Annotated in this window: 28 protein-coding genes, 1 tRNA gene and 1 riboswitch; of the genes, 11 read left to right on the top strand and 18 right to left on the bottom strand. The window is 70.3% G+C overall.

The window, feature by feature from the left end; all coding sequences use genetic code 11:
• The first annotated feature begins 26 nt into the window (after positions 1 to 26).
• Positions 27 to 497 (top strand): MarR family transcriptional regulator, encoded by a 471-nt coding sequence (locus ACFYNU_RS01915; RefSeq protein WP_356590166.1) that lies wholly within the window; start codon positions 27 to 29, stop codon positions 495 to 497.
• Positions 498 to 590: 93 nt separating this feature from the next.
• Here ACFYNU_RS01915 and ACFYNU_RS01920 read toward each other — a convergent pair whose 3' ends face one another.
• Together ACFYNU_RS01920 and ACFYNU_RS01925 are read right to left on the bottom strand one after the other, a co-directional pair.
• Positions 591 to 1,418 (bottom strand): alpha/beta fold hydrolase, encoded by an 828-nt coding sequence (locus tag ACFYNU_RS01920; protein WP_388764781.1) that lies wholly within the window; start codon positions 1,416 to 1,418, stop codon positions 591 to 593.
• A gap of 121 nt (positions 1,419 to 1,539) precedes the next feature.
• Positions 1,540 to 3,207 (bottom strand): DUF445 domain-containing protein, encoded by a 1,668-nt coding sequence (locus tag ACFYNU_RS01925; protein WP_388764783.1) that lies wholly within the window; start codon positions 3,205 to 3,207, stop codon positions 1,540 to 1,542.
• A gap of 176 nt (positions 3,208 to 3,383) precedes the next feature.
• Here ACFYNU_RS01925 and ACFYNU_RS01930 point away from each other — a divergent pair, with 176 nt between their 5' ends.
• Positions 3,384 to 4,739, top strand: a complete 1,356-nt coding sequence (locus ACFYNU_RS01930; RefSeq protein ID WP_356590160.1) for an SGNH/GDSL hydrolase family protein — start codon at positions 3,384 to 3,386, stop codon at positions 4,737 to 4,739.
• Between the two features lie 132 nt (positions 4,740 to 4,871).
• Here ACFYNU_RS01930 and ACFYNU_RS01935 read toward each other — a convergent pair whose 3' ends face one another.
• The 4 genes from ACFYNU_RS01935 to ACFYNU_RS01950 form a co-directional block, all read right to left on the bottom strand.
• Positions 4,872 to 5,561 (bottom strand): DUF1707 domain-containing protein, encoded by a 690-nt coding sequence (locus tag ACFYNU_RS01935; protein WP_356590158.1) that lies wholly within the window; start codon positions 5,559 to 5,561, stop codon positions 4,872 to 4,874.
• Positions 5,562 to 5,665: 104 nt separating this feature from the next.
• Complete coding sequence (locus ACFYNU_RS01940; RefSeq protein WP_356590156.1) at positions 5,666 to 6,664, bottom strand: ATP-binding cassette domain-containing protein; 999 nt, start codon at positions 6,662 to 6,664, stop codon at positions 5,666 to 5,668.
• 68 nt (positions 6,665 to 6,732) lie between these two features.
• Entirely contained in the window at positions 6,733 to 7,563 is an 831-nt protein-coding gene (locus ACFYNU_RS01945) for an ABC transporter permease (protein ID WP_356590370.1), read from the bottom strand.
• A gap of 43 nt (positions 7,564 to 7,606) precedes the next feature.
• A complete protein-coding gene (locus ACFYNU_RS01950) occupies positions 7,607 to 8,407 on the bottom strand; it encodes an ABC-2 family transporter protein (RefSeq protein WP_356590154.1) in 801 nt (266 codons plus the stop codon).
• A gap of 255 nt (positions 8,408 to 8,662) precedes the next feature.
• On the opposite strand from ACFYNU_RS01950, the gene ACFYNU_RS01955 reads away from it, so the two are divergent.
• Complete coding sequence (locus tag ACFYNU_RS01955; RefSeq protein WP_356590152.1) at positions 8,663 to 11,131, top strand: transglycosylase domain-containing protein; 2,469 nt, start codon at positions 8,663 to 8,665, stop codon at positions 11,129 to 11,131.
• Between the two features lie 7 nt (positions 11,132 to 11,138).
• Here ACFYNU_RS01955 and ACFYNU_RS01960 read toward each other — a convergent pair whose 3' ends face one another.
• The 3 genes from ACFYNU_RS01960 to ACFYNU_RS01970 form a co-directional block, all read right to left on the bottom strand.
• Positions 11,139 to 11,459: a multidrug efflux SMR transporter gene (locus ACFYNU_RS01960; RefSeq protein ID WP_078077152.1), complete on the bottom strand. Its 321-nt coding sequence runs from the start codon at positions 11,457 to 11,459 to the stop codon at positions 11,139 to 11,141.
• Between the two features lie 32 nt (positions 11,460 to 11,491).
• A riboswitch (guanidine-III (ykkC-III) riboswitch) is annotated at positions 11,492 to 11,559 on the bottom strand.
• A 65-nt stretch (positions 11,560 to 11,624) separates the two neighbouring features.
• Positions 11,625 to 11,927, bottom strand: coding sequence for a co-chaperone GroES (locus ACFYNU_RS01965; RefSeq protein WP_189107154.1), 303 nt, complete (start codon positions 11,925 to 11,927; stop codon positions 11,625 to 11,627).
• 109 nt (positions 11,928 to 12,036) lie between these two features.
• Entirely contained in the window at positions 12,037 to 12,360 is a 324-nt protein-coding gene (locus ACFYNU_RS01970) for a DUF3618 domain-containing protein (RefSeq protein WP_356590150.1), read from the bottom strand.
• 157 nt (positions 12,361 to 12,517) lie between these two features.
• On the opposite strand from ACFYNU_RS01970, the gene bcp reads away from it, so the two are divergent.
• The 5 genes from bcp to ACFYNU_RS01995 all read left to right on the top strand — a co-directional run bounded on the left by bcp (position 12,518) and on the right by ACFYNU_RS01995 (position 16,277).
• On the top strand, positions 12,518 to 12,985 hold the full coding sequence (bcp, locus tag ACFYNU_RS01975) for a thioredoxin-dependent thiol peroxidase (protein ID WP_356590148.1): 468 nt from the start codon (positions 12,518 to 12,520) through the stop codon (positions 12,983 to 12,985).
• Between the two features lie 131 nt (positions 12,986 to 13,116).
• A complete protein-coding gene (locus tag ACFYNU_RS01980) occupies positions 13,117 to 14,613 on the top strand; it encodes an MFS transporter (protein ID WP_356590146.1) in 1,497 nt (498 codons plus the stop codon).
• Positions 14,614 to 14,767: 154 nt separating this feature from the next.
• Complete coding sequence (locus tag ACFYNU_RS01985; RefSeq protein WP_356590144.1) at positions 14,768 to 15,448, top strand: HNH endonuclease signature motif containing protein; 681 nt, start codon at positions 14,768 to 14,770, stop codon at positions 15,446 to 15,448.
• Positions 15,445 to 16,140 carry an HNH endonuclease gene (locus tag ACFYNU_RS01990; RefSeq protein ID WP_356590142.1) on the top strand — a complete coding sequence of 232 codons (696 nt, stop codon included), beginning with the start codon at positions 15,445 to 15,447 and terminating at the stop codon, positions 16,138 to 16,140. Before ACFYNU_RS01985 ends, ACFYNU_RS01990 begins: the two co-directional genes overlap by 4 nt.
• A 53-nt stretch (positions 16,141 to 16,193) precedes the next feature.
• Positions 16,194 to 16,277 (top strand) — tRNA-Leu (locus ACFYNU_RS01995).
• A 50-nt stretch (positions 16,278 to 16,327) separates the two neighbouring features.
• Here ACFYNU_RS01995 and rdgB read toward each other — a convergent pair.
• The 4 genes from rdgB to ACFYNU_RS02015 form a co-directional block, all read right to left on the bottom strand.
• Entirely contained in the window at positions 16,328 to 16,930 is a 603-nt protein-coding gene (rdgB, locus tag ACFYNU_RS02000) for an RdgB/HAM1 family non-canonical purine NTP pyrophosphatase (protein WP_356590140.1), read from the bottom strand.
• Between the two features lie 33 nt (positions 16,931 to 16,963).
• Positions 16,964 to 17,347 carry a hypothetical protein gene (locus tag ACFYNU_RS02005; RefSeq protein ID WP_356590138.1) on the bottom strand — a complete coding sequence of 128 codons (384 nt, stop codon included), beginning with the start codon at positions 17,345 to 17,347 and terminating at the stop codon, positions 16,964 to 16,966.
• Positions 17,348 to 17,453: 106 nt separating this feature from the next.
• A complete protein-coding gene (gene rph / locus ACFYNU_RS02010; RefSeq protein ID WP_356590136.1) occupies positions 17,454 to 18,191 on the bottom strand; it encodes a ribonuclease PH in 738 nt (245 codons plus the stop codon).
• Positions 18,192 to 18,294: 103 nt separating this feature from the next.
• Entirely contained in the window at positions 18,295 to 18,528 is a 234-nt protein-coding gene (locus ACFYNU_RS02015) for a PTS glucose/sucrose transporter subunit IIB (RefSeq protein ID WP_356590134.1), read from the bottom strand.
• A gap of 247 nt (positions 18,529 to 18,775) precedes the next feature.
• Between ACFYNU_RS02015 and ACFYNU_RS02020 the strand changes: the two genes are divergently transcribed.
• Both ACFYNU_RS02020 and ACFYNU_RS02025 read left to right on the top strand, forming a co-directional pair.
• On the top strand, positions 18,776 to 20,056 hold the full coding sequence (locus ACFYNU_RS02020) for a PTS transporter subunit EIIC (protein ID WP_356590132.1): 1,281 nt from the start codon (positions 18,776 to 18,778) through the stop codon (positions 20,054 to 20,056).
• Positions 20,057 to 20,384: 328 nt separating this feature from the next.
• Positions 20,385 to 21,647: a PTS transporter subunit EIIC gene (locus tag ACFYNU_RS02025; RefSeq protein ID WP_356590130.1), complete on the top strand. Its 1,263-nt coding sequence runs from the start codon at positions 20,385 to 20,387 to the stop codon at positions 21,645 to 21,647.
• Positions 21,648 to 21,710: 63 nt separating this feature from the next.
• On the opposite strand, the gene ACFYNU_RS02030 is transcribed toward ACFYNU_RS02025, so the two are convergent.
• Positions 21,711 to 22,463: an MBL fold metallo-hydrolase gene (locus ACFYNU_RS02030; protein ID WP_356590128.1), complete on the bottom strand. Its 753-nt coding sequence runs from the start codon at positions 22,461 to 22,463 to the stop codon at positions 21,711 to 21,713.
• A 196-nt stretch (positions 22,464 to 22,659) separates the two neighbouring features.
• Between ACFYNU_RS02030 and ACFYNU_RS02035 the strand changes: the two genes are divergently transcribed.
• On the top strand, positions 22,660 to 23,160 hold the full coding sequence (locus ACFYNU_RS02035) for a type II toxin-antitoxin system PemK/MazF family toxin (RefSeq protein ID WP_356590126.1): 501 nt from the start codon (positions 22,660 to 22,662) through the stop codon (positions 23,158 to 23,160).
• Positions 23,161 to 23,198: 38 nt separating this feature from the next.
• Here the strand turns inward: ACFYNU_RS02035 and ACFYNU_RS02040 are convergent, their stop codons facing one another.
• From ACFYNU_RS02040 to ACFYNU_RS02055, 4 genes are all read right to left on the bottom strand, one after another.
• Complete coding sequence (locus ACFYNU_RS02040; protein WP_356590124.1) at positions 23,199 to 24,350, bottom strand: hypothetical protein; 1,152 nt, start codon at positions 24,348 to 24,350, stop codon at positions 23,199 to 23,201.
• A gap of 121 nt (positions 24,351 to 24,471) precedes the next feature.
• Positions 24,472 to 25,422 carry a cysteine synthase gene (locus ACFYNU_RS02045; protein WP_356590122.1) on the bottom strand — a complete coding sequence of 317 codons (951 nt, stop codon included), beginning with the start codon at positions 25,420 to 25,422 and terminating at the stop codon, positions 24,472 to 24,474.
• The gene (locus tag ACFYNU_RS02050) at positions 25,422 to 25,742 is read right to left on the bottom strand and encodes a MoaD/ThiS family protein (RefSeq protein WP_356590120.1); all 321 of its coding nucleotides are present in this window, start codon (positions 25,740 to 25,742) and stop codon (positions 25,422 to 25,424) included. The genes ACFYNU_RS02045 and ACFYNU_RS02050 overlap by 1 nt, the downstream gene beginning before the upstream one ends.
• Before the next feature lie 92 nt (positions 25,743 to 25,834).
• A complete protein-coding gene (locus ACFYNU_RS02055) occupies positions 25,835 to 25,948 on the bottom strand; it encodes a putative leader peptide (RefSeq protein WP_329078691.1) in 114 nt (37 codons plus the stop codon).
• Positions 25,949 to 25,960 lie beyond the last annotated feature (12 nt).

The following is a 25,960-nucleotide window of genomic DNA, read 5'->3' on the forward strand; positions in this document are numbered from 1 at the left end:
TCAAAGCTATTGAGAGGGCGGTACGGATGTCAACCGACGGCCGGCACGACGACGAGGCCGCCGGTCTCGGCGTCGAGGACGGAATCCGTACGTTGTTGCTGCTCATGCCCCGGATGGTCGGGCGCGCGAAGCGGATCAAAATCCCCGCGGAACTGGAGTCGTTCGACCTCGCCCCCCGCCATCTGTCGCTCTTCGCGTTCCTCCTCTTCGACGGCCCGATGACCGTCAACACGCTCGCGGCACGTCTGGAGGTCGCCCCGGCGACGGTGAGTCTGATGGTCGGCGAGCTGAGCCGGCAGGGCATCCTGCGGCGCGAGGCCGACGAGAGCGACCGGCGTCGCACGATCGTCAGCATCAGCGAGGCACACCGGCCCGCCATCGACGGCTGGCTGGCGCGCGGCGCCGGGGCCTGGCGCAGGGCGCTGGAGCCGCTGACACCCGAGCAGCGGCGGATGTTCGTCGACACCCTTGAGGCGTACGAACAGGGGCTGGAGTAGCGGCGGGGGATTCGGTGGCGCACACCGCCGCGCAGGGCGGTTCGGCGGACGTCGTCACGGCTTGAACGGTGATCCGCCGGAGGGCCCCCCGCCTCACGTCGGCGGCAGGAACTCCTTGATCAGCGCGCACAGTTCCGACGGAGCGTCGAGGTGTACGTCGTGACCTGCCCCCGGCACGGCCTCGACGCGCGTCCCCGCCGGGCGGCGTACGCGCATCTCGGTGGCCTCCGACGCCGGCATGGCACCCTTCCCGCCCCGCACCACGAGGGTGGGGCAGCGCACCCGGTCCCACTCCGCCCAGAACGAGCGGACGGCGCTCTCCGCCACGCAGGCCACCATGACGTCCCGGTCGACGCGCGGATACAGGCCGTCGGCGCGTACCTCCAGGCCCGCCGCCCAGGCCAGGCCCGCCGGGCCGCCGCCGAAGAAGTCGGCCGCCGCCTCGGCCGACTCGAACGGGACCGGCCACGAGTCCAGCCAGCGCCCGATCTTGCCGGGCAGTTCGGGGGCCGGGCCCCTCGGTCCGGCCTCCACCAGGACCAGCGCGCGGACGAGGTCGGGGTGTTCGGCCGCGGTAAGCAGGGCCGTGAGGCCGCCGAGGGACTGGCCGATCAGTACCGGGCGGGCCAGGGCCAGTTGCCCGGCGACGGCCACGGCGTCGCGTATGTGCGCCGCCCGCGAGACATCCTCGGGAAGGCGATCGCTCATGCCGTGGCCCCGCGCGTCGTAACCGACCAGGCGGTAGGCGGGGCCGAGCAGTTCCGCCAGGGCGTCCCACTCCCCCGTGTGGCCCGCCAGTCCGTGCGCCAGCAGGACCGGCACCGCCGACTCCCGGCCGGGCCCGGCGGGACCGTACTCCGTACAGGCCAGTCGTACGCCGTCGTCCGTCGTGATCGTGACGGTGGACTTGATCATGGGCATCCTCCCTCCGTCGAAGGTCCGTTGCACCTCCCTCGAACCTCCGCTGAACGCCTCCGTACTCCGGTACGTACCTACAGGCGCTCCCCCATGGTTGCTGAGCGGGTTGACCGGGCGGTCCGGTTCACCCGCTCAGCGCGTGGGAGATCGTGTAGATCAGCAGACCCGCCAGCGCGCCCACCACCGTGCCGTTGATCCGGATGAACTGGAGGTCGCGGCCGATGTGCGCCTCGATCTTCTTGGACGTGTGCTTGCCGTCCCAGCTCGCGACGGTGTCCGAGATCAGGGACGTGATCTCGCCCCGGTACGTCGTCACGACGTAGTCCGCCGCGTCCTCCACCCAGCCCTCCAGCTTCCGCTGGAGCCTGCCGTCGGTGGCCAGCCGGGCGCCGAGCGAGAGGAGGGAGGCGCGGGCGCGCAGACGCAGTTCGCTGCGGTCGTCCTCGGCCGCCGCGATGATCATCGCGCGTACGGAGGACCACGCCGACGCGATGATGTCCTGCACCTCGGGGCGCGCCAGCAGTTCGGACTTGAGGCGCTCGACGCGCGCCCGTGTCTCCGTGTCCGACTGGAGGTCGGAGGCGAAGTCCTTGAGGAAGCGGTCGATCGCGCCGCGCGCCGGGTGCGTCGGCATGTCGCGCATCTCCGTGACGAAGCGCAGCAGTTCCTTGTAGACGCGGTCGCCGATCCGGCGGTCGACGAAGCGCGGAGTCCAGCCGGGGGCGCCACCCTGCACCGCGTCCATGACCGAGTCGCCGTGCTCGACCAGCCAGTCGTGCGCGCGGGCGCAGATCAGGTCGACGGCGCGGTGGTGGGCGCCGTCCTCGACCACGCGCTCCAGCGTCTTCCCTATGCCGGGCGCGATCTCGACGGCGTCCGCGCGGCGGGTGATCGCCTCGCCCACGACCGCCTGGACGTCCCCGTCCCGCAGGACGGTCAGCGCGCCGCGCAGGGCCGTGGCCAGTTCGGCGGTGACCCGGTCGGCGTGGGCCGGTTCGGCGAGCCAGGCGCCGAGCCGGCCGCCGATGCCCAGTCCGCGCAGCCGGGTCCGTACGACGTCGCCGGAGAGGAAGTTCTCTCCTACGAACGAGCCCAGCGAGGCGCCGAGTTGGTCCTTCTTGTTCGGGATGATCGCGGTGTGCGGGATGGGGAGGCCGAGAGGGTGGCGGAAGAGCGCCGTCACCGCGAACCAGTCGGCGAGCGCGCCCACCATGCCGGCCTCGGCCGCCGCCGCGACATAGCCCGGCCAGCCGGTGACGCCGGAGTTCTCCGCCCAGGTGGCGAGGATGTAGATGACGGCGACGAAGAGCAGCAGGCCCGTGGCCGTGGTCTTCATACGGCGGACGCCCCGCCGCTTCTCCTCGTCGGCGGCGGTGAACCCGAGCCCGCCGAGCGGGGAGAACGGCGAGCGTTTGCCGCCCGCGCCTGCGCCCGCGCCGGCGGCTGCAGCGCCGGAGGCCGCGGTACTGCTGCGGGAGCCCGGCTCGGCCCGCGGACCGGCGGTGACGGCCGTCGCCGACTTGCCCGTGCGCCCTGCCGCCCGCGCGGGACCGGCCGCGCCACCGCGCCCGGCCGCGTCCGCCCCGGCCGCGTCCGTCCCGATCGTCTCCGACCCTTCGGCGTCCGACCCGGCCGTGTCCGCCCGTTCGGCGTCAGTCCCGGTGGCCTCCGCCCCTTCGGCGGAACGCCCTGCGGCGTCCCTCCCGGTCTCGTCGCCCCCGGGCACCGGCCCTCCTGCGTCCGGCCCGGAAGCCCCTGCCCTGTCCGGATCAGCCGGATCGCGTCGTTCCATTCACTCCACCCATCTCACTGCACCCAGAACCGGCCCGCCGACGGGATCCTCACCCACCTGTACGCAACCCACCTCTACGCATTGTCCCTACCTCTGGTACTCCCGGGGCGCATCCCGAGTTCCCGCGTCATGCCGGATGATGTCCTTTGTACGTAGGTGAGGGAGTCACGGGGGACATGACCAGACAACGGGGATTCGCCCTGCTCGCAGGTCTTCTGACGGTCGTGGCGCTGGTGTGCGCCACGATATTCGTCGGGGTCGGCACACTGGGCCGCGGTGCGGGCGGGAAAACAGGCAGTGACGAGGGCAGCGGTGATCAGGCCGCCGCGTCCGGGGGCGGTACGGGCGGGCGCGGGCGTACGCCGGTGGGATCCGCGGCCCCCGCCTCCGCCGAATCGTGGATCGGGACCTGGGCCGCCGCGCCGGCCGGGATCGAGCCAGGGGTGCCCAACGGCCACGTCGGACGTTCCATACGCAACGTCGTGCACACCAGCATCGGCGGCACCGCCGCCCGCATCACGCTCTCCAACCTCTTCAGCCGCGAAGCCCTGCTCATCGGGCATGCCTCGATCGCCGTCGCCGACAGCCACCAGGACGCGGGCGCCGTCCCCGGCACCATGCGATCCGTCACCTTCGGTAAGAGGACGTCCGTCGTCGTCCCGCCGGGCGGGCATGTCCTCAGCGATCCCGTACGGCTCCAGGTGCCGCAGGACGCGGACCTGCTGGTGACCGTGCACACGCCCGCGCCCGGCGGTCCGGTCACGTACCACCCGCGTGCGCTGCGGACCTCGTACACGGCCCTCGGCGACCGTACGCGGGACCTCGACGGCGACGCGTACATCGAACGCGCCCCCGTCTGGCGCTACCTCACCGCTGTCGACGTCCTCAACCGGCGGGCGCGGGGCTCGGTCGTCGTCATCGGCGACTCGATCACGGACGGCATCGGCTCCTCGTACGACGCGGACCGCCGCTGGACCGACACGCTGGCGGACCGGCTGCGCGGCAGTGGTCTCGGCGTACTCAACGCGGGCATCAGCGGCAATCGCGTACTGCGGCAGAGCCTGGCCGTCGGCAAGGGCCCCAGCGCCGTCTCCCGCTTCGGACGCGATGTCCTGGGGCAGTCGGGCACCGAGGTCGTCTTCGTCGAGCTGGGCATCAACGACATCATCCGCCGGCCGCAGGAGACCGATCCGGACCTGGTCGTCGCCGGTCTGCGGAATCTCACCCGGCAGGCGCACGCCCGGGGGCTGCGGGTCGTCGGCTCGACGCTGATGCCCTTCGGCGGCAACCCGCGCCACACCGAGCAGTTGGAAGCCGTACGGGACCGGGTCAACGACACCATCCGGTCGGGCGCCGTCTTCGACAGGACCGTCGACTTCGACCGGCTGCTGCGCGATCCGTACGCCCCCGACCGGCTGCGGCCCGACTACGACTCCGGCGACGGGCTGCACCCGAGCGACGCGGGCTACGTGGCCATGGGGCGCTTCGTGGACCTGGAGGACCTGGTGGGTACGGAACCGGCACGGCTCTGAGCATCGGCTCTGAACAGCGGCTCTCAGCAGCGGCGCAGGACAGCGGCTCCGAAGAGGCCGGGGAAGAGAGAAGGCCGGGGAAGTGAAGAGATCGGAGAAGCAGAGACCGGGGAAGGAGCGCGGTCGCCTCGGTCAGTCCAGTTCCTTGCGGAGCCTGTCCTTCTCGAGCTCCGCCTTCTTGCGCTCCTCCTTGAGACGGCGCTTGTCCGCCGTCCTCATCTTGCGCTCCACGCCCACGCCGCCCATCAGCGCGAACCCCGTGATGATCACCCGCGGCGATCCGGGGCTCACGTCCGTCGCCTCGCCGTCCTCCCCGAAGCCGCCCATCAGCCCGAAGCCCCGGACCGTGACGTCCATGTCCGGCGGTACGGACACATGGATGCCGCCCATCAGGACGAAGCAGCGGATGATCACGTCCCGCTGCTCGAACTGCGCCTCGCGCAGGTCGATGTCACCGCCGCCCTGGACGGTGCCCGCGAGGAAGCTCGGCCCCACGGTCCAGGTGCCCCTGCGGCTGAACCCTCCCCAGACGGCGAAGCCGCCCTTGGACGTCGCGCGGCCCCGGCCGATACGGGAGGCCCAACGACTGCCCACGGCGGCGGAATCGGTCGACGGGGCGAGATCAGCCGTCGTACCGGGCACGGGCAAGTCCCTGACCAGCGGCTGGAGTTCACCGTGCGTACGGGCCTTGTACGCCGCGTCGAGGCGGGTGTCGAACTCCTCCATGTCGATGCGCCCCTCGGCCACGGCCTCGCGCAGCAGTTCGGCAACGCGCTCGCGCTCGGAGTCCGAGGCGCGCATCTCAGGAAGTTCGTCGGTCATGTTGTCAGCCTAGTCAAAGGTGAGGCCGACGTCACAGCGGCGCTGCCCCGCAAATGCGGGGACCGCGTCGCGGCGGCGCCGTCCCCGCAACCGCGAGGACCGCGTCACAGCGGCGTGGGCTCCGCCGGCTCCGGGATCTGCCTCCTGGAGAGCATCCGCGCGATGACCGACTCGATGTCCGGCTCCCGCACCGACAGGTCCACCAGCGGATACTCCGCCGCGATCCGCGCCACCAGCGGCGCCGCCGACGCCGCCGCCGGGAAGGCCAGCCACTGCCGCGGCCCCTCCACCTTCACCACCCGCGCTCCCGGCAGTTCCACCGGCGGCAGCTCGCGTTCGAGGTCGACGACCAGGGTCCGCTCGCTCTCGCCCACCTCGTGCAGCCCGGCGAGCGCCCCGTCGTACACGAGCCGGCCGTGGTCGATCACCATGACCCGCCGGCAGAGCTGCTCGATGTCCGTGAGGTCGTGGGTGGTCAGCAGCACCGTCGTACGGCGCTCCGCGTTCAGATCCCGCAGGAACTCGCGGACCCTGGCCTTGGAGATCACGTCCAGGCCGATCGTCGGCTCGTCCAGGTACAGCACCTCGGGGTCGTGGAGCAGCGCCGCCGCGATGTCGCCGCGCATCCGCTGGCCGAGCGAGAGCTGTCGTACGGGGACGTCCAACAGCTCGCCCAGTTCGAGCAGTTCGACGCAGCGGTCCAGGTTCTCCCGGTACCGCTTGTCCGGGATGCGGTACATACGGTGCACCAGCCGGTACGAGTCGATCAGCGGCAGGTCCCACCACAGAGTGGTGCGCTGGCCGAAGACCACGCCGATCCGGCGCGCCAGTCTCGTACGCTCGCGCTGCGGGTCGATCCCGGCGACCCGTAGCCGGCCCGCGCTCGGGGTGAGGATGCCGGTGAGCATCTTGATGGTGGTGGACTTGCCCGCGCCGTTGGGGCCGATGTAGCCGACCATCTCGCCGCGCGCCACCCGGAAGGTGATGCCGTCGACGGCGCGGACCTGGTGCTTCTCGCGGCGCAGCAGGCCCGCCCTGCGCCGTACGTCGAAGACCTTCTCGATGCCGTCCAGTTCGATGAAGCCGGCGCTGTCGGATTCCATCGCGCGTTCCTCCGTCACTTGCCCCACTCCTGCCTCACTTCCCCCAATTACCTAACTCCCCCAATTGCCTAACTTCCCGTGCTCCGGTACCCCCGCAGTCCCGCCCGCCACGCCAGTCCCGCCGCCGCGCAGAACCCCACCGCCACCACCGGCGGCAGGAAGGCCACCCAGTCCGGCAGCCCCAGCGGATCGTCGCGGTCCATCACGTACAGCGCGGGCAGCCAGTTGACGAAGGCCAGCGGCACCACGAAGGTCACCCCGCGCACCAGGTCCTTCGCGAAGATCGTCGGCGGGTACTGGAGCAGGGTCGTGCCGCCGTACGTGAACGAGTTCTGCACCTCGGCGGCGTCCTGCGCCCAGAACTGGAACGCCGCGCCCGCCACGAACACCGCCGAGAAGATCACCGCGCCGCTGAGGACCATCATCGGGATCATCGCCACCTTCAGCGGCGTCCACGCGATGTCCACCGTCGCCAGCGCGTAGCCGAGCACCAGCAGGCCCTGGGTGATCCGGCCCAGCCGGCGCAGCGCGAAGCGGTCGGCCGCGACCTGGGCGAGCACCGGCGCCGGGCGCACCAGCAGGGTGTCCAGGGTGCCGTCCCTGATCCGGCGGCCCAGCCGGTCCGTGGAGCCCATCGCCAGGTCGGCGAGGCCGAAGGACGCGCCCGCCGCGCCGTACAGGAACGCGACCTCGGGCAGCGAGTAGCCACCCAGCCGGTCGACGTGCGAGAACATCATCAGGATCGCGAGGAAGTCGAACGCGGTCACCGCGAAGTTCCCGAAGGCCGTCATGGCGAACGACGCGCGGTAGGTCATCGTCGACCGCATCCACATGGCCACGATCAGGCCGTACGCGCGCAGCCCCTCGTAAAGAGGCGAGCGCCACCGCGCCTCCTCCACCGAGGTCGTGCCGCCGGTCGTGCCCGGTGCCGTATCCAGGTCCTCAGCCACCCTGCACCACGACCCGTCGCGTCGCCACGGACTGGAGCAGCCGCCCGAGCGCCAGCAGCGCCACCGCCCAGCCGGCCTGGAAGGCGAACGCCCCCACCAGCCCCCACCCGGTGTGCCGCCCGAGGAAGACGTCCGCCGGGACCTGGAGCAGCGACGACCACGGCAGTGCCCGCGCGATCTCGCCCAGCGCGCCGGGGAAGAGCGTCAGCGGCAGCAGCATCCCGGAGAAGAAGAGCCCCGCGAGGAAGGCGATCTGCCCCACGCCCGCGCCGTCCAGCAGCCAGAAGGCCGACAGGGCGACCAGATAGCGCACGGCGAAGCTCACCACTATCCCCAGGAACACGGAGAAGAGGAACGCGAGCCAGACCGCCGGCCGGGTGGGCAGCGCCAAGTCGAAGGCGAGCGCGCCGAACACCATCGGTACGATCCCGCGCCCCAGCAGATGGAACGCGGCGCGCCCCAAGTCGCTGGCCATCCACCACAGTTGGAGATCCGCCGGCCGGTAGAGATCGATCGCGACATCCCCGGTGCGGATGCGCTCCATCAGCTCGTCCTCGAAGCCGCCGCCCATCATGGCGCAGGCCATCAGCAGGGCCTGGCCGAGCCATACGTAGGTGAGGGCCTGCGAGAGGTCGTAGCCGCCGAGGTTGGGCCGCTGCTCCCAGAGGGCGATATAGGTGTACGCCCCGATGAAGCCGAAGACGGTGTTGGTGAACACCCCGGCGGCTGTGGCCGTCCGGTACGTCGCGTAGCGGCGGAACCCACCCGCCGCCACGGCCGCGTACAGACGCACGTCAGCACTCCCCCTCGGTCCCGTTACGTGTGGTCTCCCCGCGCCGTTCCCGCTGTACGGCACCAAAGCGCAGGAGCCTAGCCCAAGGGGGTAAGCCACCGCGAGCGGTTATCCGGTCGGCGGCCTCGCGCCCGTTCGACCGTGTTTCATAGTGCCGCACACCAATCACCCGGATAGCCCGTAACTCCCGATATGACCCGTAATACGACTCGCAGTACGACCGCGAAATGACCCGGCCGAGGAGCCTCCGTACACATGAGCGACGCGCAGCAGCAGGGCTGGGACCCGCGCGACCCGACGGACAACGGCGCCGGCGCCAGGAGCAAGGCCAAGAGCAAGGCCGAGGGCAACGCCAAAGGCGGAGCCAACGGCAGAGGCCGCAAGGGCCGGCGCAAGCGCACCGGCTGGCGCCGGATCCTCCCCACCTGGCGGATGATGCTCGGCGCGTTCCTGATCTGCGCGGTCCTCCTCATCGGGGGCTTCATCACCGGCTACACGCTCGTCAAGATCCCGGCCGCCAACGTCGCGGCCGTCGCCCAGTCCAACGTGTATCTGTACGCGGACGGCGGCCAGCTCGCCCGCGACGGCGAGGTCAACCGCGAGAACGTGCCCCTCAACCAGATCCCGCGCCCCGTCCGCCGCGCCGTACTGGCCGCCGAGGACCGGGACTTCTACAACGAGCCCGCCATCGACCCGCAGGGCATGGTCCGCGCCGCCTGGAACACCGTCACCGGCAAGGGCACCCAAGGCGGCTCGACGATCACCCAGCAGTACGTCAAGAACTACTACCTCGCGCAGGAGCGGACCGTCGTCCGCAAGGCGAAGGAGTTCTTCATCGCGATCAAGCTCAACCGGGAGGAGAGCAAGTCGCAGATCCTGGAGGGCTATCTCAACACCAGTTACTTCGGGCGCAACGCGTACGGCATCCAGGCCGCCGCACACGCCTACTACGGCAAGGACATCCAGCACGTCGACATCGCGGAGGGCGCCTTCCTGGCGGCGCTGCTCAACGCGCCCAGCGCGTACGACGTCGCCCTGCACCCGGAGAACAGACCGCAGGCGGAGGGCCGTTGGAACTATGTGCTCGACGGCATGGTCAAGGAGAAGTGGCTCTCCCCCGACGACCGGGCCGCCCTCGTCTTCCCGGTGCCCGGCAAGGCCAAGCCGTCCACCGGTCTCTCGGGGCAGCGCGGCTACATCGTCCAGGCGGTCGAGGACGACCTCGCCCGGAACAAGATCCTCGACGCCGGCACCCTCGCCACCGGCGGCTACCGGATCACCACCACCATCCAGCGCCCGAAACAGAACGCCCTCGTCGCCGCGGTCGACGAACAGGTGATGTCGAAGGTGGACGAGAAGCGCGCGGCCGACCGCAGCGTACGGGTCGGTGGCGCCTCCATCGATCCCGCCACCGGCGAGGTCGTCGCCATGTACGGCGGGGTCGACTACACCCGGCAGTTCGTCAACAACGCGACCCGCCAGGACTATCAGGTCGGCTCCACCTTCAAGCCGTTCGTGTTCGCCGCCGCCGTCGAGAACGACTCGCACACCCAGGACGGCGAGCGGATCACCCCCAACACCGAGTACGACGGCACCAATAAGCGCATGGTGGAAGGCCCGAACGGATCCACCGGCTACGACCCCGCCAACGAGGACGACGTCTCCTACGGCCAGGTCAGCGTCAGCGAGGCCACCGACAAGTCCATCAACGCCGTGTACGCGCAGATGGCGCAGGACGTCGGACCCGGCCGGGTCCGCGACACCGCTGTCCGCCTCGGCATCCCCGGCGACACCCCCGACCTCACCGCGTCGCCGTCCATCGCCCTCGGCCCGGCGACGGCGAGCGTGCTCGACATGACGGAGGCGTACGCGACGCTCGCCAACCACGGCCGGCACAGCGCGTCCACGATGGTCACGAAGATCACCAAGAACGGCGCGACCGTCCAACTCCCGCGCGGGCGGCCCGTACAGGCCGTCAGCCGCCAGGCCGCCGACACCACCACGGCGATCCTCCAGAGCGTCGTGGAGGACGGCACGGGCACCGCCGCCCAGTCCGCGGGCCGCCCCGCCGCGGGCAAGACCGGCACCGCCGAAGACGACAAGGCCGCCTGGTTCGCGGGCTACACACCCGACCTCGCGACCGTCGTGGCGATGATGGGCGCCGACCCGAAGACGGCTCAGCAGAAGCCGCTGTACGGGGCGCTCGGCCTGGCCCGCGTCAACGGCGGCGGGCCGCCCGCGCAGATCTGGGGCCAGTTCACGGCGGCGGCCCTGGAGGGCACCGACGCCACGGACTTCGAACTGACCCTGGAGGACGGCGTGGACGAGATCACCCCGCCGGACGAGGAGTCCGGCCGGCCCGACGACCCGTCGTCACCGGGGCAGTCGCGGAGCCCCGGCGCGTCGGACCGGCCCGACACACCGGACACCGGCACGGGACAGAGCGAGCGCGCCGACACGGGCGGGAACGGGAACCAGGGCCAGACACAGGGCCGGACGCCCGGCGGGCCGGGCGGCGGTACGGGCGGCGGCGGTACGGACGGCGGCCGGTCCGACGGCGGGACGCAAGGCCGGAGCCAGGGACAGTCGGACGGCCTCACCGACGGCCTCATCGGAGGCGGTGGCGGCGGTGACGGGGGCGGTGGCGGGGGCGGTGGCGGCGCCGCGGACGGAGGTACGGGCAACGGACCGCCCCGCACCTCACGTCCCGGGCAGCAGACGTAGGCGTCGGTCAGTGGCCGGACGTCGCCTTCAGACCCACCACGGCCACCAGCAGCAGACAGACGAAGAAGATCCGGGCGGCGGTCGTCGGCTCGCCCAGCGCCACCATCCCGACGACGGCCGCGCCGGCCGCGCCGATCCCGACCCACACGCCGTACGCCGTACCGATCGGCAGAGTCTTGGCGGCCTGCGAGAGCAGCACCATGCTGACGACGATCCCGGCACCGGTGAACACGCTCGGCCACAGCCGGGTGAAACCTTCGGTGTACTTCATCCCGATCGACCAGCCGACTTCGAGCAGACCAGCGATGATCAGCAGGACCCAGGCCATGACAGCACCTCCGAGCGAAAACGCGGACAAGGGGTGCGTCGTCTTTCACTTGACCCGGTACGGCGCGTCTCGTCGGGGTGTCCCCCCAACGTAGCAAAGAGCGCGCGGAAGGGCCCGGTGACGATGGTCACCGGGCCCTTCCGCGCTGTGCCGCTGGAGACGCCGCTAGAGATAGAGCCCCGTGGAGTCCTCCGACCCCTCGAACCGGTCGGCGGCCACCGCGTGCAGATCCCGTTCCCGCATCAGTACGTAGGCCACGCCCCGGACCTCGACCTCGGCCCGGTCCTCGGGGTCGTACAGCACCCGGTCCGCGGGCTCCACCGTCCGAACGCTCTGCCCGACGGCGACCACCTCGGCCCAGGCGAGACGCCGTCCGACGGCGGCGGTCGCCGGGATGACGATGCCACCGGACGAACGCCGCTCACCCTCCGGGATGTCGGTCCGGACCAGCACCCGGTCGTGCAGCATCCGGATGGGCAGCTTGTCATGGGAGGTGTCGAGGGAGTTGTCGCTCACCCCACGAATTTACCCGCCCGCGTCCGGGCCGTACGCCGGAGGGGTGAGCGATCCCCCGCCCTCAGCAGACCCGGCGGCGGCGCACCGACACCGTGAGCAGACCGACCACACCGACGGCGACCAGCGCCACCGGGACGAGCCGCTCCAGCCGCGGGGCGCCGTCGTCCGAGACGAACCCGCGCCTCACCCCCGACACCGCGCGGTTCACCGCGACAAACGCCTTGCCCGCGGTCTGGTCCACCCGGGAGACCATCCGGGCCTTCGCGTCGCCCACGATCGTCTGCGGGTGCACCCGCACCCCGATCTCGTCCAGCGTCTCGGCAAGCTGGTCGCGCCTGCGGACGATGTCCGCCTCGATCTGCGCAGGGGTCCTGGCATCCGACACCGCGCTGCCTCCGTCGTCGTGTCCGGTTGATTGTCCTTCGATCCTTCGCCTTCGCCGACAGTCTGTCAGCTCGGCGGCCGTCGCACCCCGCGGCGCCCCTACTACGCTCGGCCCGATACACCTGGGCGACCTGCCCGCCCCCGTACCGAGGAGAACCATGAGCGAGCGACTTCAGCCCGGCGACCCGGCCCCCGCCTTCACCCTGCCCGACGCGGACGGCAACGACGTCTCGCTCGCCGACCACAAGGGACGCAAGGTCATCGTCTACTTCTACCCGGCCGCCCTCACCCCCGGATGCACCAAGCAGGCCTGCGACTTCACCGACAACCTCGACGTGCTGGCCGGCGCCGGCTACGACGTCATCGGGGTCTCCCCCGACAAGCCGGAGAAGCTCGCCAAGTTCCGCGACAAGGAGAACCTGAAGGTCACGCTGGTCGGTGACACCGACAAGGCCGTCCTCACCGCGTACGGCGCCTTCGGCGAGAAGAAGCTCTACGGCAAAACGGTGACGGGCGTCATCCGCTCCACCGTCATCGTCGACGAGGAGGGCAAGGTCGAGCGCGCGCTGTACAACGTCCGGGCCACCGGCCACGTAGCGAAGATCATCAAGGATCTCGGCATCTGACAGCCGCGCGGCACCCGGGCCGGAGCCCCCGCCCCACCGCCCACCGGTGGTGGCTCCGGCTTGCGGGCCGCGCGGTGCGGTGCGGAGGCTTTCCCTGCGGACTCACGTCCCCGAGGAAAGGAGCCCGGACCATGGCGGCACCCGAGAGCGACCAGGTTCCCGACTCCCCCGCGGTCCGACGCCACCCGAAACTCTTCCGCGCGGTCCGGCGCCGCAAGAACCCCCCACTGCGCAGGTCGGACATCACCGTCACCGACGAGGCGGCGGTCAGACGGGCGGTGAAGGCGGCCTCGCTGGGCAATGCCATGGAGTGGTTCGACTTCGGCATCTACAGCTATCTCGCCCTCACCATCGGCCATGTCTTCTTCCCCACCGGCAACGACACCACCGAACTCCTCTCCTCCTTCGCGACCTTCGCGGTCGCCTTTCTCGTACGGCCACTCGGCGGCATGTTCTTCGGTCCTTTGGGTGACCGCATCGGCCGCAAAAAAGTCCTGGCCATGACCATGATCCTGATGGCGATCGGCACGGGCACGATCGGACTGCTCCCGTCGTACGCCGCGATCGGCTTCTGGTCCCCCGCGCTGCTGATCCTCTTCCGGCTGGTCCAGGGCTTCTCCACCGGCGGCGAGTACGGCGGGGCGTCCACCTTCATCGCCGAGTACGCCCCCGACAAACGGCGTGGCTTCTTCGGCAGCTTCCTCGAATTCGGCACCCTCGGCGGCTACGTCGGCGCCGCCGGACTCGTCACCGCGCTCACCGCGCTGCTCGGCACCGACGGCATGAACGACTGGGGCTGGCGCGTACCGTTCCTCGTCGCCGCGCCGCTGGGGCTCATCGGCCTCTATCTGCGGCTGAGACTGGACGAGACCCCCGCCTTCGCGAAGATGGAACAGGGCACGGTCCACGCGTCCGAGGCCGCCGATCTGGTCGAGACCAGCACCGCCTCCGACCTCGGCAAGATCTTCCGGGAGCACTGGCCCCGGCTGATCCTGTGCGTCTGCCTCGTCGGCGCGTACAACGTCACGGACTACATGCTGCTGTCCTACATGCCGACGTACCTCTCCGACCAGCTCGACTACAGCGACACCCACGGGCTGCTCATCCTGCTCGGCGTGATGGTCGCCCTGATGGGGATCATCAGCCAAGTGGGCCGCCTCAGCGACCACTTCGGCCGCAAGCCGCTGCTGATGACCGGCATGCTCGGCTTCCTGCTCCTCTCCCTTCCGGCGTTCCTGCTGATCCAGCAGGGCGGCTACCTCGCGATCATCGCCGGGATGGCGATGCTGGGGCTCTCCCTGGTCTGCCTCCTCGGCACCATGTCGGCGTCCCTGCCCGCGCTCTTCCCCACGAGCGTGCGCTACGGCTCCCTGTCGGTCGGCTACAACCTGTCCGCGTCCCTTTTCGGCGGCACGACCCCATTCGTGATCACCGGCCTGATCAGCCTCACCGGCGACAACCTGATGCCCGCGTACTACTCAATGCTCGCGGCCCTGATCGGAGTCGTCGCGGTGGCCTGCATGCGGGAGACGGCACGTCAGCCACTGGAGGGCTCACCCCCGTCGGTGGAGACGAAGGAGGAGGCGGCGGCGCTGGTCCTGGCGCTGGCGGCGGAGCGCCGGATCTGAGGTACGTGGCCCTGCTCTCGCTGGTCATGGGTCCGATCCTGCTCTGTCGCCGCGACGCGTGAGGCGAGCTGTCCACATTGCGGGCGTGACCATCCGATTAACGGCTCGTTGAGCCGTACGGGCCGCGAACGCGCGGCCGGATACGGAGTGGATCATGCCGCCGAGTCCCTACACACGACAGCTCCTCGCCGAAGCGGCAGCCTCGTCGCGGACATTGTCGGAGGCACTGGTCAAGTTGGGCGTGGATCCGAAGAGTTCGACACGGCGCTACATACAGGCGCGTATGAAGTCGATGGGTATCGCGACCTCCCACTTCCAGCGGGAGGGAACGCGGTGGACCAGGGACGTACTCGCGCCCGCCGTCGCAGCCTCGGCGACCATGTGCGAAGTGCTGCGACGTCTTGGACTCGACGTGGTCGGCGGCCATCACACCCACATCACCCGCCGCGTGCGAGCCCTCGGCATCGACACGTCGCACTTCGGTCGACCGTCCGGCACAGAGAGACCGAGGCGCCGGCGGACACCGCGAGAGCTGCTCGTGAAGCAGGAGGCCGCCACCGCGCGCCGTGTGCCAGGCAGCCGGCTGAAGGCGGCGATGGCCGCGCTGGGCGTCCCCGAGCGCTGCGCGTTGTGCGGTACGGACCCCGTCTGGCAGGGCCGACCGCTCCCGCTCGAAGTGGACCACATGGACGGAAACTGGCGCGACAACCGGTTGGAGAATCTCCGTCTCCTGTGCCCCAACTGCCATTCGACGACCGACACTTACCGACGGCGCGCGAAGGAACGCCAGGGAGCGGCAGCCCTTCCCGCACCGCGCGGGGCGGGGTGCCGATGAGCGGGAGTGGCCGCTACACACGCGAGCGGCTGGCCGAGGCGGCGGAGCGATGTGCGGACGTCGAAGAGGTCATAGCCTTCTTCGGCACGCGCCCCTACGGCCGGCTGCGCAGATATCTGCTCAGCCGCTTCGCCCACTTCGGCATCGATGTCTCGCATTTCCGCCGCTGCTCGGACAACAGGCGGGGAGACCCGCGACCGGACCCGGCCGAACTCGGCGAAGCCGTACGCCGGTCCCGGTCCGTCGCCGAGACTCTCCGACGCCTCGGGAGGCCGGACAACAGCCGTCAGCGAGCGCGGCTCCGCGGCTGGGTGGCCGATGACGGCCTCACCACGTCCCACTTCCTGGGGCAGGCGCACGGGCGCGGCAATCCGTCGCCGACCCCGACCGGAAAGCCCGAGGACATTCTCGTCAAGCACGAGCGGAAAACCCGCTCCAGAACCGTTCGTCTGCGCAAGGCACTCATCGACATCGGCGTTGAGATGCGGTGCGCGGGGTGCGGGACCGGGCCCGAGTGGAACGGACAGCCGATGACACTTGAGATAGACCATGTCAACGGCGATCGGAGCGACGACCGTGCCGAGAACCTGCGGCTGCTCTGCCCGAACTGCCACGCGGTGACAGCCACGTGGTGCCGGGGTGCCGGAAAGCGCTCCGGCGACGGCTCGACAGAGGGCGCACAAGGCGCATAGGGCGTTATCGCGTATCGGAACATTCGCAGGCCCGATAGCATGGCTGGCGACCAGCGGCCGTTGCTGAATTGGTATAAGCGCGACACTTAGGATGTCGTGGGAGAAATCCCATGTGGGTTCGAGTCCCACCGGCCGCACCGCACACACCAAGGGCCACCCCGATGGGGTGGCCCTTCGACGTGACCCCTCAGCCCAGCAGCTCCCGCACCACCGGCACCAGGGCCCGGAACGCCTTGCCGCGGTGGCTGATCGCGTTCTTCTCCGCCGGGGTCAGTTCCGCGCAGGTGCGGGTGTCGCCGTCCGGCTGGAGGATCGGGTCGTAGCCGAAGCCGCCCGTGCCCGACGGGGTGGGGCGCAGGGTGCCGTGGAGGCGGCCCTCGACCACTCGTTCCGTGCCGTCCGGGAGCGCCAGGGCCGCCGCGCAGGTGAAGTGGGCCGCGCGGTGCGGGGGTGCGATGTCGGAGAGTTGGGCCAGCAGGAGGTCGAGGTTGGCGCGGTCGTCGCCGTGGGTGCCCGACCAGCGGGCGGAGAAGATGCCGGGGGCGCCGCCGAGGACGTCGACGCAGAGGCCGGAGTCGTCGGCGACGGCCGGGTGGCCGGTCGCGCGGGCCAGGGCGTGCGCCTTGAGCAGAGCGTTCTCGGCGAAGGTGACGCCGGTCTCCTTGACGTCCGGGATGTCGGGGTAGGCATCCGCGCCGACGAGGTCGTGGGTCAGACCGGCGTCGGCGAGGATGGCCTTGAGTTCGGTGAGCTTCCCGGCGTTGCGGGTGGCGAGGATCAGGCGCGTCATGCGCCGATTATCCGCCCACGGCCGGGAGGGCCGTTACGGGGTGCAGACCTTGCCGATCTCGGTGGCCGCGTCCGTGACGGGTGTGAGGTCGGGGGTGGCGTCGCCGTTCTCGATGGACTCGCGGACGGTGCCGACGCCGCTGTTGAGGTCGTCGACCGCCTTGCTGAGGTCGGCGTCGTCGGTCTTGTCCTGGAGCTTCTCGAGCTCGGTGTCGATGTCGTTCAGGGCCTCTTCGGCCTGCGTCGGGTCGTCCGCCGCGGTGGATATCGCCTGTTGGAGCTTGTCCACGCTGGTGGCGATGGCGTCGGCGGTCTGGACGCAGTCGAGGGCCTTGTCGAGTGCGCCACAGCCGGCCGCCCCGGTGAACGTGAGCAGGACGGCGGCTATGGTCACCGCTGTGCGTCGGCGCGAGGCCATGGGTGGGTTCCCTCCCCTTTGGTGCGGAGGGGCGGTACGGGCAGGTCCGTACGCCCCTGAGAGTCGCGACTGTAACGACGCCGCACCAGGCCTCTTGGTTGCCTCTTTACCTGTCGAGGGTCTCTTCCAGGACCGCGGTCTGGAGGGCGGCGAGGTCCGCGCAGCCGGCGGTGGCGAGGTCGAGGAGCGTGCCGAGTTCCTTGCGGTCGAAGGGTTCGGCCTCGGCGGTGCCCTGGACTTCGACGAAGCGGCCGTCGCCGGTGCAGACGACGTTCATGTCGGTGTCGGCGCGCACGTCCTCCTCGTAGCGGAGGTCGAGCAGGGGCGTGCCGTCGACGATGCCGACGCTGACGGCGGAGACGGTTCCGGTCAGGGGCTTGCGGCCGGCCCGGACGATCTTCTTGGTCCTGGCCCACTCGACGGCGTCGGCGAGGGCGACGTACGCGCCGGTGATGGCGGCGGTGCGGGTGCCGCCGTCGGCCTGGAGGACGTCGCAGTCGAGGACGATGGTGTTCTCGCCGAGGGCCTTGTAGTCGATGACGGCGCGCAGTGAGCGGCCGATGAGGCGGGAGATCTCGTGGGTGCGCCCGCCGATCTTGCCGCGTACGGCTTCGCGGTCGCCGCGGGTGTTGGTGGAGCGGGGCAGCATCGAGTATTCGGCGGTGACCCAGCCTTCGCCGCTGCCCTTGCGCCAGCGCGGTACGCCTTCGGTGACGGAGGCGGTGCAGAAGACCTTGGTGTCGCCGAAGGAGATGAGTACGGATCCTTCGGCGTGCTTGCTCCATCCGCGTTCGATGGTGACGGGGCGGAGCTGTTCGGGGGTGCGGCCGTCGATTCGAGACATGGGTGTGAGCCTAGCGGGACATGACTGAGGGACTCGTTCCGGTTCTCCGTCGTACGTAGGGAGGTTGTCCGGATCGAGTCCCTCGGTGCGGGCCGCGCGGCAGTTACATCATGTCTTCGATGTCGGCGGCGATCGGGTCGGCGTCCGTACCGATGACGACCTGGATCGCGGTGCCCATCTTGACGACGCCGTGGGCGCCGGCGGCCTTCAGCGCGATCTCGTCGACCTTGTCCGGGTCCACGACCTCGGTACGGAGGCGGGTGATGCAGCCTTCGACCTCTTCGATGTTCTCGATGCCGCCGAGCCCGGCGACGATCTTCTCAGCCTTGCTGGCCATGTCTTGCTCCCTGCTGTTCAAGGGGTGTCAGGGGGGGGTCGGAGGGTGGTGTCCCGGTGCACCGACCCGGTTCACCGCGCGTGCACCGTGCGTCGGATTTTTCACGTTAACTCACGGTTGGCCCATCTTCGCGGGCGGGTGACCGACCCGTACCGAAAGATAACGGTCACCAGTGGTGTGCCGTCCGGGGCCTGATCTCCGAGCGTATCGCAACTGGTCTACACCACTGTGCCACGGGAGGACGCCGATGAGTTCAACGGGTGCCGACGCCCCGGTCGGTTCCCCGGCGCCCCGGCGACGCTGGTGGAACGGCCTCTTCCAGGGGCTCCAGAAGGTCGGCCGCAGCCTCCAACTGCCGGTGGCCGTGCTGCCCGCGGCGGGGCTGCTCGTCAGCCTGGGCAATCTGTTCGACGCGTATCTGCACGGCGCCTTCTGGGACAAGACGACCAAGGTCTTCCTCCAGGGCGGCAACGCGATCCTGGACGGGAGCTTCGGTCTGCCGCTGCTCTTCTGCATCGGGGTCGCGATCGGCTTCGCCAAGAAGGCGGACGGCTCGACCGCGCTCGCCGCCGTCGTGGGCTTTCTCGTCTACCACAACGTGCTGGTGGCGTTCCCCGCCGACGACACGGTCACCGAGGCGCTGCCGGAGGGCACTCCGCAGAATCCGGGGGTGCTCGGCGGCATCCTGATCGGTCTGCTGACGGCGGTCGTCTGGCAGAGATTCCACCGTACGAGACTGGTGGACTGGCTCGGCTTCTTCAACGGGCGCCGTCTGGTGCCGATCCTGATGGCGTTCCTGGGGGTGATCCTCGGGGTGCTGTTCGGGCTGCTGTGGCAGCCGGTGGGTGACGGGCTGACGTCGTTCGCCAAGTCGCTGATCGATCTGGGCGCGTGGGGCGCGGGCATCTTCGGTGTCGCGAACCGGCTGCTGATCCCGATCGGCATGCACCAGTTCCTGAACACCTTCTTCTGGTTCCAGGCGGGCGAGTTCACGACGAAGGACGGGACCGTCGTCCAGGGCGACCTGACGCGGTTCTTCGCGGGGGACCCGTCAGCCGGTCAGTTCATGTCGGGCTTCTTCCCGATCATGATGTTCGGCCTGCCGGCCGCCGCCCTCGCGATGGCGCACTGCGCGCGGCCGGAGCGGCGGAAGCAGGTGACGGGTCTGATGGTCTCGGTCGCGCTGACGTCGTTCGTGACGGGCGTGACGGATCCGCTGGAGTTCTCGTTCATGTTCGCCGCGCCGCTGCTGTACGGGCTGCACGCGCTGCTGACGGGTGCGTCGATGGCGATCACCTGGGCGCTGGGGGTGCACGCGGGCTTCAGCTTCTCGGCGGGCCTGATCGACTATGTCGTCAACTGGCATCTGGACACGAAACCTTGGCTGATCATTCCGATCGGGCTCTGCTTCGCGGTCGTGTACTACGTGACCTTCCGGTTCGCGATCACGAAGTTCAACATCCCGACGCCGGGGCGGGAGCCGGAGGAGCTGGAGGAGGAAGTGGAGAAGCAGAACATGGGGAAGTGACGCGAGCGGCGCGAAAGCCCCCGGAAGGCCGCCCGAACCCCCGCCGCCCCCGAACCCTGACGCCCGACCCCCGGACCCTCGGTCCGGGGGTCCTTTCGTGCGCCCGCCGCGGGCCGGCCCCGAGTCGGCCGCGAGCCCGCCGCACGCCCTGAGGCTTCGAGTCCGGATCGAGAGATTTAGAAGGTTCCTTATTCAACCCTCACCATGTTACAACTGGTCTACACCACTCAAAGGTGTAGACCACATGGCCGCGCGCCGTGTTCCCTGAGTCGCCGCCACTCCCCATCATCCCTGCTCATGGCGGTGCCTTGTCCTCTGGAGGAAGTTGATGTCCACGGCCAGCGCCGCCCCCGCGGCCAAGAAAAAAGGCTCCGGCGTGATGTCTGTCATGCAGCGCATCGGTCGCAGCCTCATGCTGCCGGTCGCCGTGCTGCCCGCGGGCGCCCTGCTGGTGCGCCTCGGCAACCCCGACATGCTCGGGCGTGAGTCGTTCCCCACCTTCATCACCAAGATCGCCGGATACATGGCGGCCGGCGGCGGCGCGATCCTCGACAACATGCCGCTGCTCTTCGCCGTGGGCATCGCCATCGGCTTCGCCAAGAAGTCGGACGGCTCGACCGCGCTCGCCGCCGTGACCGGCTATCTCGTCTTCCAGAAGGTCCTCGCGACGTTCACGGACGGAAATCTGCCGCAGGTCGCGAGCGTCGTCGACGGCAAGATAGTCATGTCGGACGCCCCGGTGAACGCGGGCGTCCTCGGCGGTGTCGTGATGGGCATCGTGGTCGCCCTGCTCTACCAGAAGTTCTACCGGACGAAGCTGCCCGACTGGGCGGGCTTCTTCGGCGGACGTCGTCTCGTCCCGATCCTCTCCGCCTTCGCGGGTCTGCTCATCGGCGTCGTCTTCGGTCTCATCTGGCCCGTCCTCGGCGCCGGTCTGCACAACTTCGGTGAGTGGCTGGTCGGCTCGGGCGCGGTCGGCGCCGGCATCTTCGGTGTCGCGAACCGCGCGCTGATCCCGATCGGCATGCACCACCTGCTGAACTCGTTCCCCTGGTTCCAGGCCGGTTCGTACGAGGGCAAGAACGGCGACATCGCGCGCTTCCTCGCCGGTGACCCGTCGGCCGGACAGTTCATGACCGGCTTCTTCCCGATCATGATGTTCGCGCTGCCCGCCGCCTGTCTCGCGATCGTCCACTGCGCCCGCCCGGAGCGCCGCAAGGTCGTCGGCGGCATGATGTTCTCCCTCGCGCTCACCGCCTTCGTCACCGGTGTGACCGAGCCGATCGAGTTCACCTTCATGTTCATCGCGCCGGTGCTGTACGCGATCCACGCCGTGCTGACCGGTGTGTCGATGGCACTGACCTGGGGTCTGGGGATGAAGGACGGCTTCGGCTTCTCGGCCGGCGCGGTCGACTTCTTCCTCAACCTGGGCATCGCGACCAACCCGTGGGGCCTGGCGCTGGTCGGGCTCTGCTTCGCGGCGGTCTACTACGTGGTCTTCCGCTTCGCCATCGTCAAGTTCAACCTGCCCACGCCGGGCCGGGAGTCGGACGAGGAACTGGCCGAACTCCAGAAGGCCGAGGCCAAGTAGCCCCCGTACACGCGGCGCGAACGACGGTGCCCCCGGCCTTCCCGGCCGGGGGCACTCCCGCGTTCAGACCTCGTACACCGCGCCGGGGCGGGCCAGTTCGGCCGGGCCGCCGTACACCGCGCGCGCGTCGTTCAGATTCCGCTCGGCGTCCGTCCACGGCGGGATGTGGGTGAGGACGAGCTTGCGCGCCCGCGCGCGGGCGGCGTGCTCGCCGGCCTCCCGGCCGTTGAGGTGCAGGCCCGGGATGTCCTCCTTGCCGTAGGTGAACGCGGCTTCGCAGAGGAACAGGTCCGTGTCCTCGGCCAGCTCCACCAGGGCCTCGCTGACGCCGGTGTCGCCGGAGTAGGTGAGCGCTCTGCCGTCGTGCTCGACGCGGATGCCGAAGGTGTCGACGGGGTGGGCGACCTTCTCCGTACGGACCGAGAAGGGCCCGATCTCGAAGGAGCCCGGCTTGAGCGTGTGGAAGTCGAAGACCTCGCTCATGGACTTGTCCGTCGGGGTGTCCGCGTGCGCGGTGGTGAGGCGCTGTTCGGTGCCGTCGGGGCCGTACACGGGGATGGTGTCGCAGCGTCCGCCGTCGTGGCGGTAGTAGCGGACGACGAAGTAGCCGCACATGTCGATGCAGTGGTCGGCGTGGAGATGGCTGAGGAAGATGGCGTCGAGGTCGTAGAGACCGCTGTGACGCTGCAACTCGCCGAGGGCACCGTTGCCCATGTCGAGGAGCAGCCGGAAGCCGTCGGCCTCTACGAGGTAGCTGGAGCAGGCCGATCCCACGGAGGGGAAGGAGCCCGAGCAGCCGACGACGGTGAGCTTCATGGAGCGTGAACCTCCGTGGCGTGGAAGGGGGGCGACGGGGGTCGTTCGGTCTGTCGAGCGTAAGGCGCTAAACGGCTGGTCGCTCCTCCACACCGGCCCGTTGTGGGGGAACTCACCTGCTCTGTCACCGGTTCGGGCGGACCCTGTCACCGCACGGCGGGCCCGAGATCGCACCGCGCGGGCTACGGTCTGGGGCATGGACACGACCTGGTGGGTGGCTCTGATCGTCGTGGTGGTGCTGGCGCTGGTCGCCACCCTCGTGGACGGGCGCGGTCGCAGCCCCCGTCCGCCTGACGCGCGCTTCCGGCGCTCCCGGTCACGGGCCGGGACGGACCGCAGGCCACGCGGACCGGCCGGGACGAAGCCGGGGGGCGGGGCCGGCGGGCGGAAGCCGAAGCCGGGTGAGATCTGGTGGGCCATGGTGCCGTTCGAGGACGGGGCCGGGGCGAAGGACCGGCCGTGTCTGGTGCTGTCGGTACGGGGCCGTACGGTGCTGGTCGCGAAGATCACCAGTAAGTTCCACGAGGCGCGCCCCGGCGTGATTCCGCTGCCGCCGGAGGCGGTCGGTGACGCGGACGGGCGCCGGAGCTTCCTGGAGACGGACGAGTTGCGGCGGGTGGACTCGCGGGCGTTCCGGCGCCGGGTGGGGCCCGCGGATCCGGAGCTGTGGCGGCAGGTCAGACATCTGGCGCGCTGAGCCGGTGTCCTCGGGCAGGGGGGCTCTCCGGACACGGTCTACGGCAGCGGCGCCGTCGGGTACGGCGGCGGGACATGGCGGCGTGGGGTGCGGCGGGTGAGGGTGATCGCCACCAGTGTGGCCGCCGCGACGGCGAAGGCGCTGGTGATGCTCCAGCCGGTGACGCTGTCCTTGTAGTAGTCGGGGAGCATGCCGTAGTCGATGCCCGCGAGGTCACGGAGTTGGATGTACGCGCTGATGCCGAGCAGCGCGAGCGCCGCGCCCCGGGCGGCCGGGGCGCTCCGCAGCAGCAGGACACCGACGACGAGGAACGCCGCGACGACCGCGCTGTGGTAATAGACGAAACCGGCCGAAGCGCCGTACCCGCCACGGGCGTTGATGTTGAGCGCTTCGTGCCACCACTCGGAGAAGGCCCCCCGGCCGTCGTCCGGTCCGACGACCTCGCTGAACTCCCGCAGGGTGCGCGCGTACCAGAATCCCTGCACCAGGCCGATGAGGATCAGCAGGATGCCCGCCGCGCGCCGGCCGCCGGTCAAGGGTTCGCGCGGCACCTCGTGTTCACGGGCCGTCAGCAGCAGGGTGATCACGGTGGCGGCGGCGAGGAAGGCGAAGACGTACGTGAGCACGATCAGCGTGCCGTGCTCGGAGTTGAACATGACGTCGCTGTAGTCGGTCCTGGTCAGGCCGTTGATCTGGCGGGCGCCGACGCCGAGCAGCAGGAACGCCAGGAGCAGCGCCGCGCCGCGTGCGGTACGGCGCCGGGTGAGGGCGGCGACGCCGACGACGAGCAGGGCGACGGCGAAGGCCCATTCGTACGCGGTGAACCCCGGCAGCATCAGACGCGGGTCGTTCTTGACGAGACCTTCGAGGAGCGCGTCCGTGTCGATACCGACGTTGATCAGCGTGTCGGTGATCCAGGCGGCGAGCGCGCAGGCGAAGACCAGGAGCAGGACGCCGGAGGTGACGTACGCGCCGAGGTGGCGGCGCGCGGCGCGCCCGTCGGGCTCGGGCTCGGGCGGCGGTGCGAAGCCCGGTGCGCCGAAGCCCGGTGCGCCGTAGCCGTATCCAGGGGCGTTTCCGGGGGCGGGGCCGGGGTCGTACGGGGAGCCGGGAGCCTGTCCTGGGACGCCCTGTGCGCCCTGACCGCCGGTGCCCGCCGTGCCCGCCGCGCCGCTCCAGCGGTCGTCCATCTCTGTCCCCCGTGTTCGGTGCGTACGTCGATCGACACCGATCGTCACTCTCGGGAGCGGTGGTGCAACAGCCCCGGGCGGGGACTGTTGCACCACTGTTGCGCCACAAGCGGCGGTGGGCTCAGGCCCAGAGCTGGCCCTGGAGGGTCTCAATGGCCTCTTCGTCCGTGGCCGCCGTGTAGACGCCCGTGGAGAGGTACTTCCAGCCGCCGTCGGCGACGACGAAGACGATGTCGGCGCTCTCGCCGGCCGTGACGGCCTTCTTGCCGAGGCCGATCGCCGCGTGCAGCGCGGCGCCGGTGGAGACTCCCGCGAAGATGCCTTCCTGCTGGAGGAGTTGGCGGGTGCGGGTGACGGCGTCGGCGGAGCCGACCGAGTAGCGGCTGGTGAGGACGGACTCGTCGTACAGCTCGGGTACGAAGCCCTCGTCGAGGTTCCGCAGGCCGTAGACCAGGTCGTCGTAGCGTGGCTCGGCCGCGACGATCCTGACGTCGGGCTTCTGCTCCCGCAAGTAGCGGCCGACTCCCATGAGCGTGCCCGTGGTGCCGAGGCCGGCCACGAAGTGGGTGACGGACGGCAGGTCGGCGAGGATCTCGGGGCCGGTGGTGGCGTAGTGGGCGCCCGCGTTGTCCGGGTTGCCGTACTGGTAGAGCATCACCCAGCTCGGGTTCTCGGCGGCCAGCTCCTTCGCCACGCGCACGGCGGTGTTGGAGCCGCCCGCCGCCGGGGACGGGATGATCTCGGCGCCCCACATGGCGAGCAGCTCGCGGCGTTCCCGCGAGGTGTTCTCGGGCATCACGCAGACGATTCGGTAGCCCTTGAGCTTCGCCGCCATGGCGAGCGAGATGCCGGTGTTGCCGCTGGTGGGCTCCAGGATGGTGCAGCCCGGGGTGAGCCGGCCGTCCTTCTCGGCCTGCTCGACCATGCGCAGCGCCGGGCGGTCCTTGATGGAGCCGGTCGGGTTGCGGTCCTCCAGCTTGGCCCAGAGCCGGACGTCGTCCGACGGGGACAGCCGGGGCAGCCCTACGAGGGGGGTGTCGCCGACGACGGCGAGCGGGGAGTCGTATCGCATCAGAGCGTGGCGGACGCGTCGGGCATGGGCATCCGCCCCGAGCCGCCGGCGACGGCGGGCAGGATGGTGACGCTGTCGCCGTCCGCGAGTTTGGTGGAGATGCCGTCCAGGAAGCGGACGTCCTCGTCGTTGAGGTAGACGTTCACGAAGCGGCGCAGCTGGTCGCCGTTGGCGCCGTCGACGATGCGTTCGCGGATGCCCGCGTGACGGCTTTCGAGGTCGGTGAGCAGCGCTGCGATGGTGTCACCGGTGCCCTCGACGGCCTTGGCTCCGTCTGTGTAGGTGCGGAGGATGGTCGGGATGCGGACCTCGATGGCCATGGCGTGGGCTCCTGTCGGAAAAGAGGCGTGACGGGCGCGCGGCTCTGCCCCCGCGCGGGGGGTGGTGCTCGGGAGGGGCGTACTGCCGCGACTCAGGCGGCAGCGCCGGCCGTACACATGGCGCTGGCGAGTCGGCACAGATCGACGTGCAGGCGCGCCACCAGGAGATCGCCTGGCGTCTTCTCGCTCACGTCGTGGGAAACCATGGGGTCATCGTA

This window comes from Streptomyces sp. NPDC006643 (genome assembly GCF_042870175.1).
Lineage (GTDB): Bacteria > Actinomycetota > Actinomycetes > Streptomycetales > Streptomycetaceae > Streptomyces.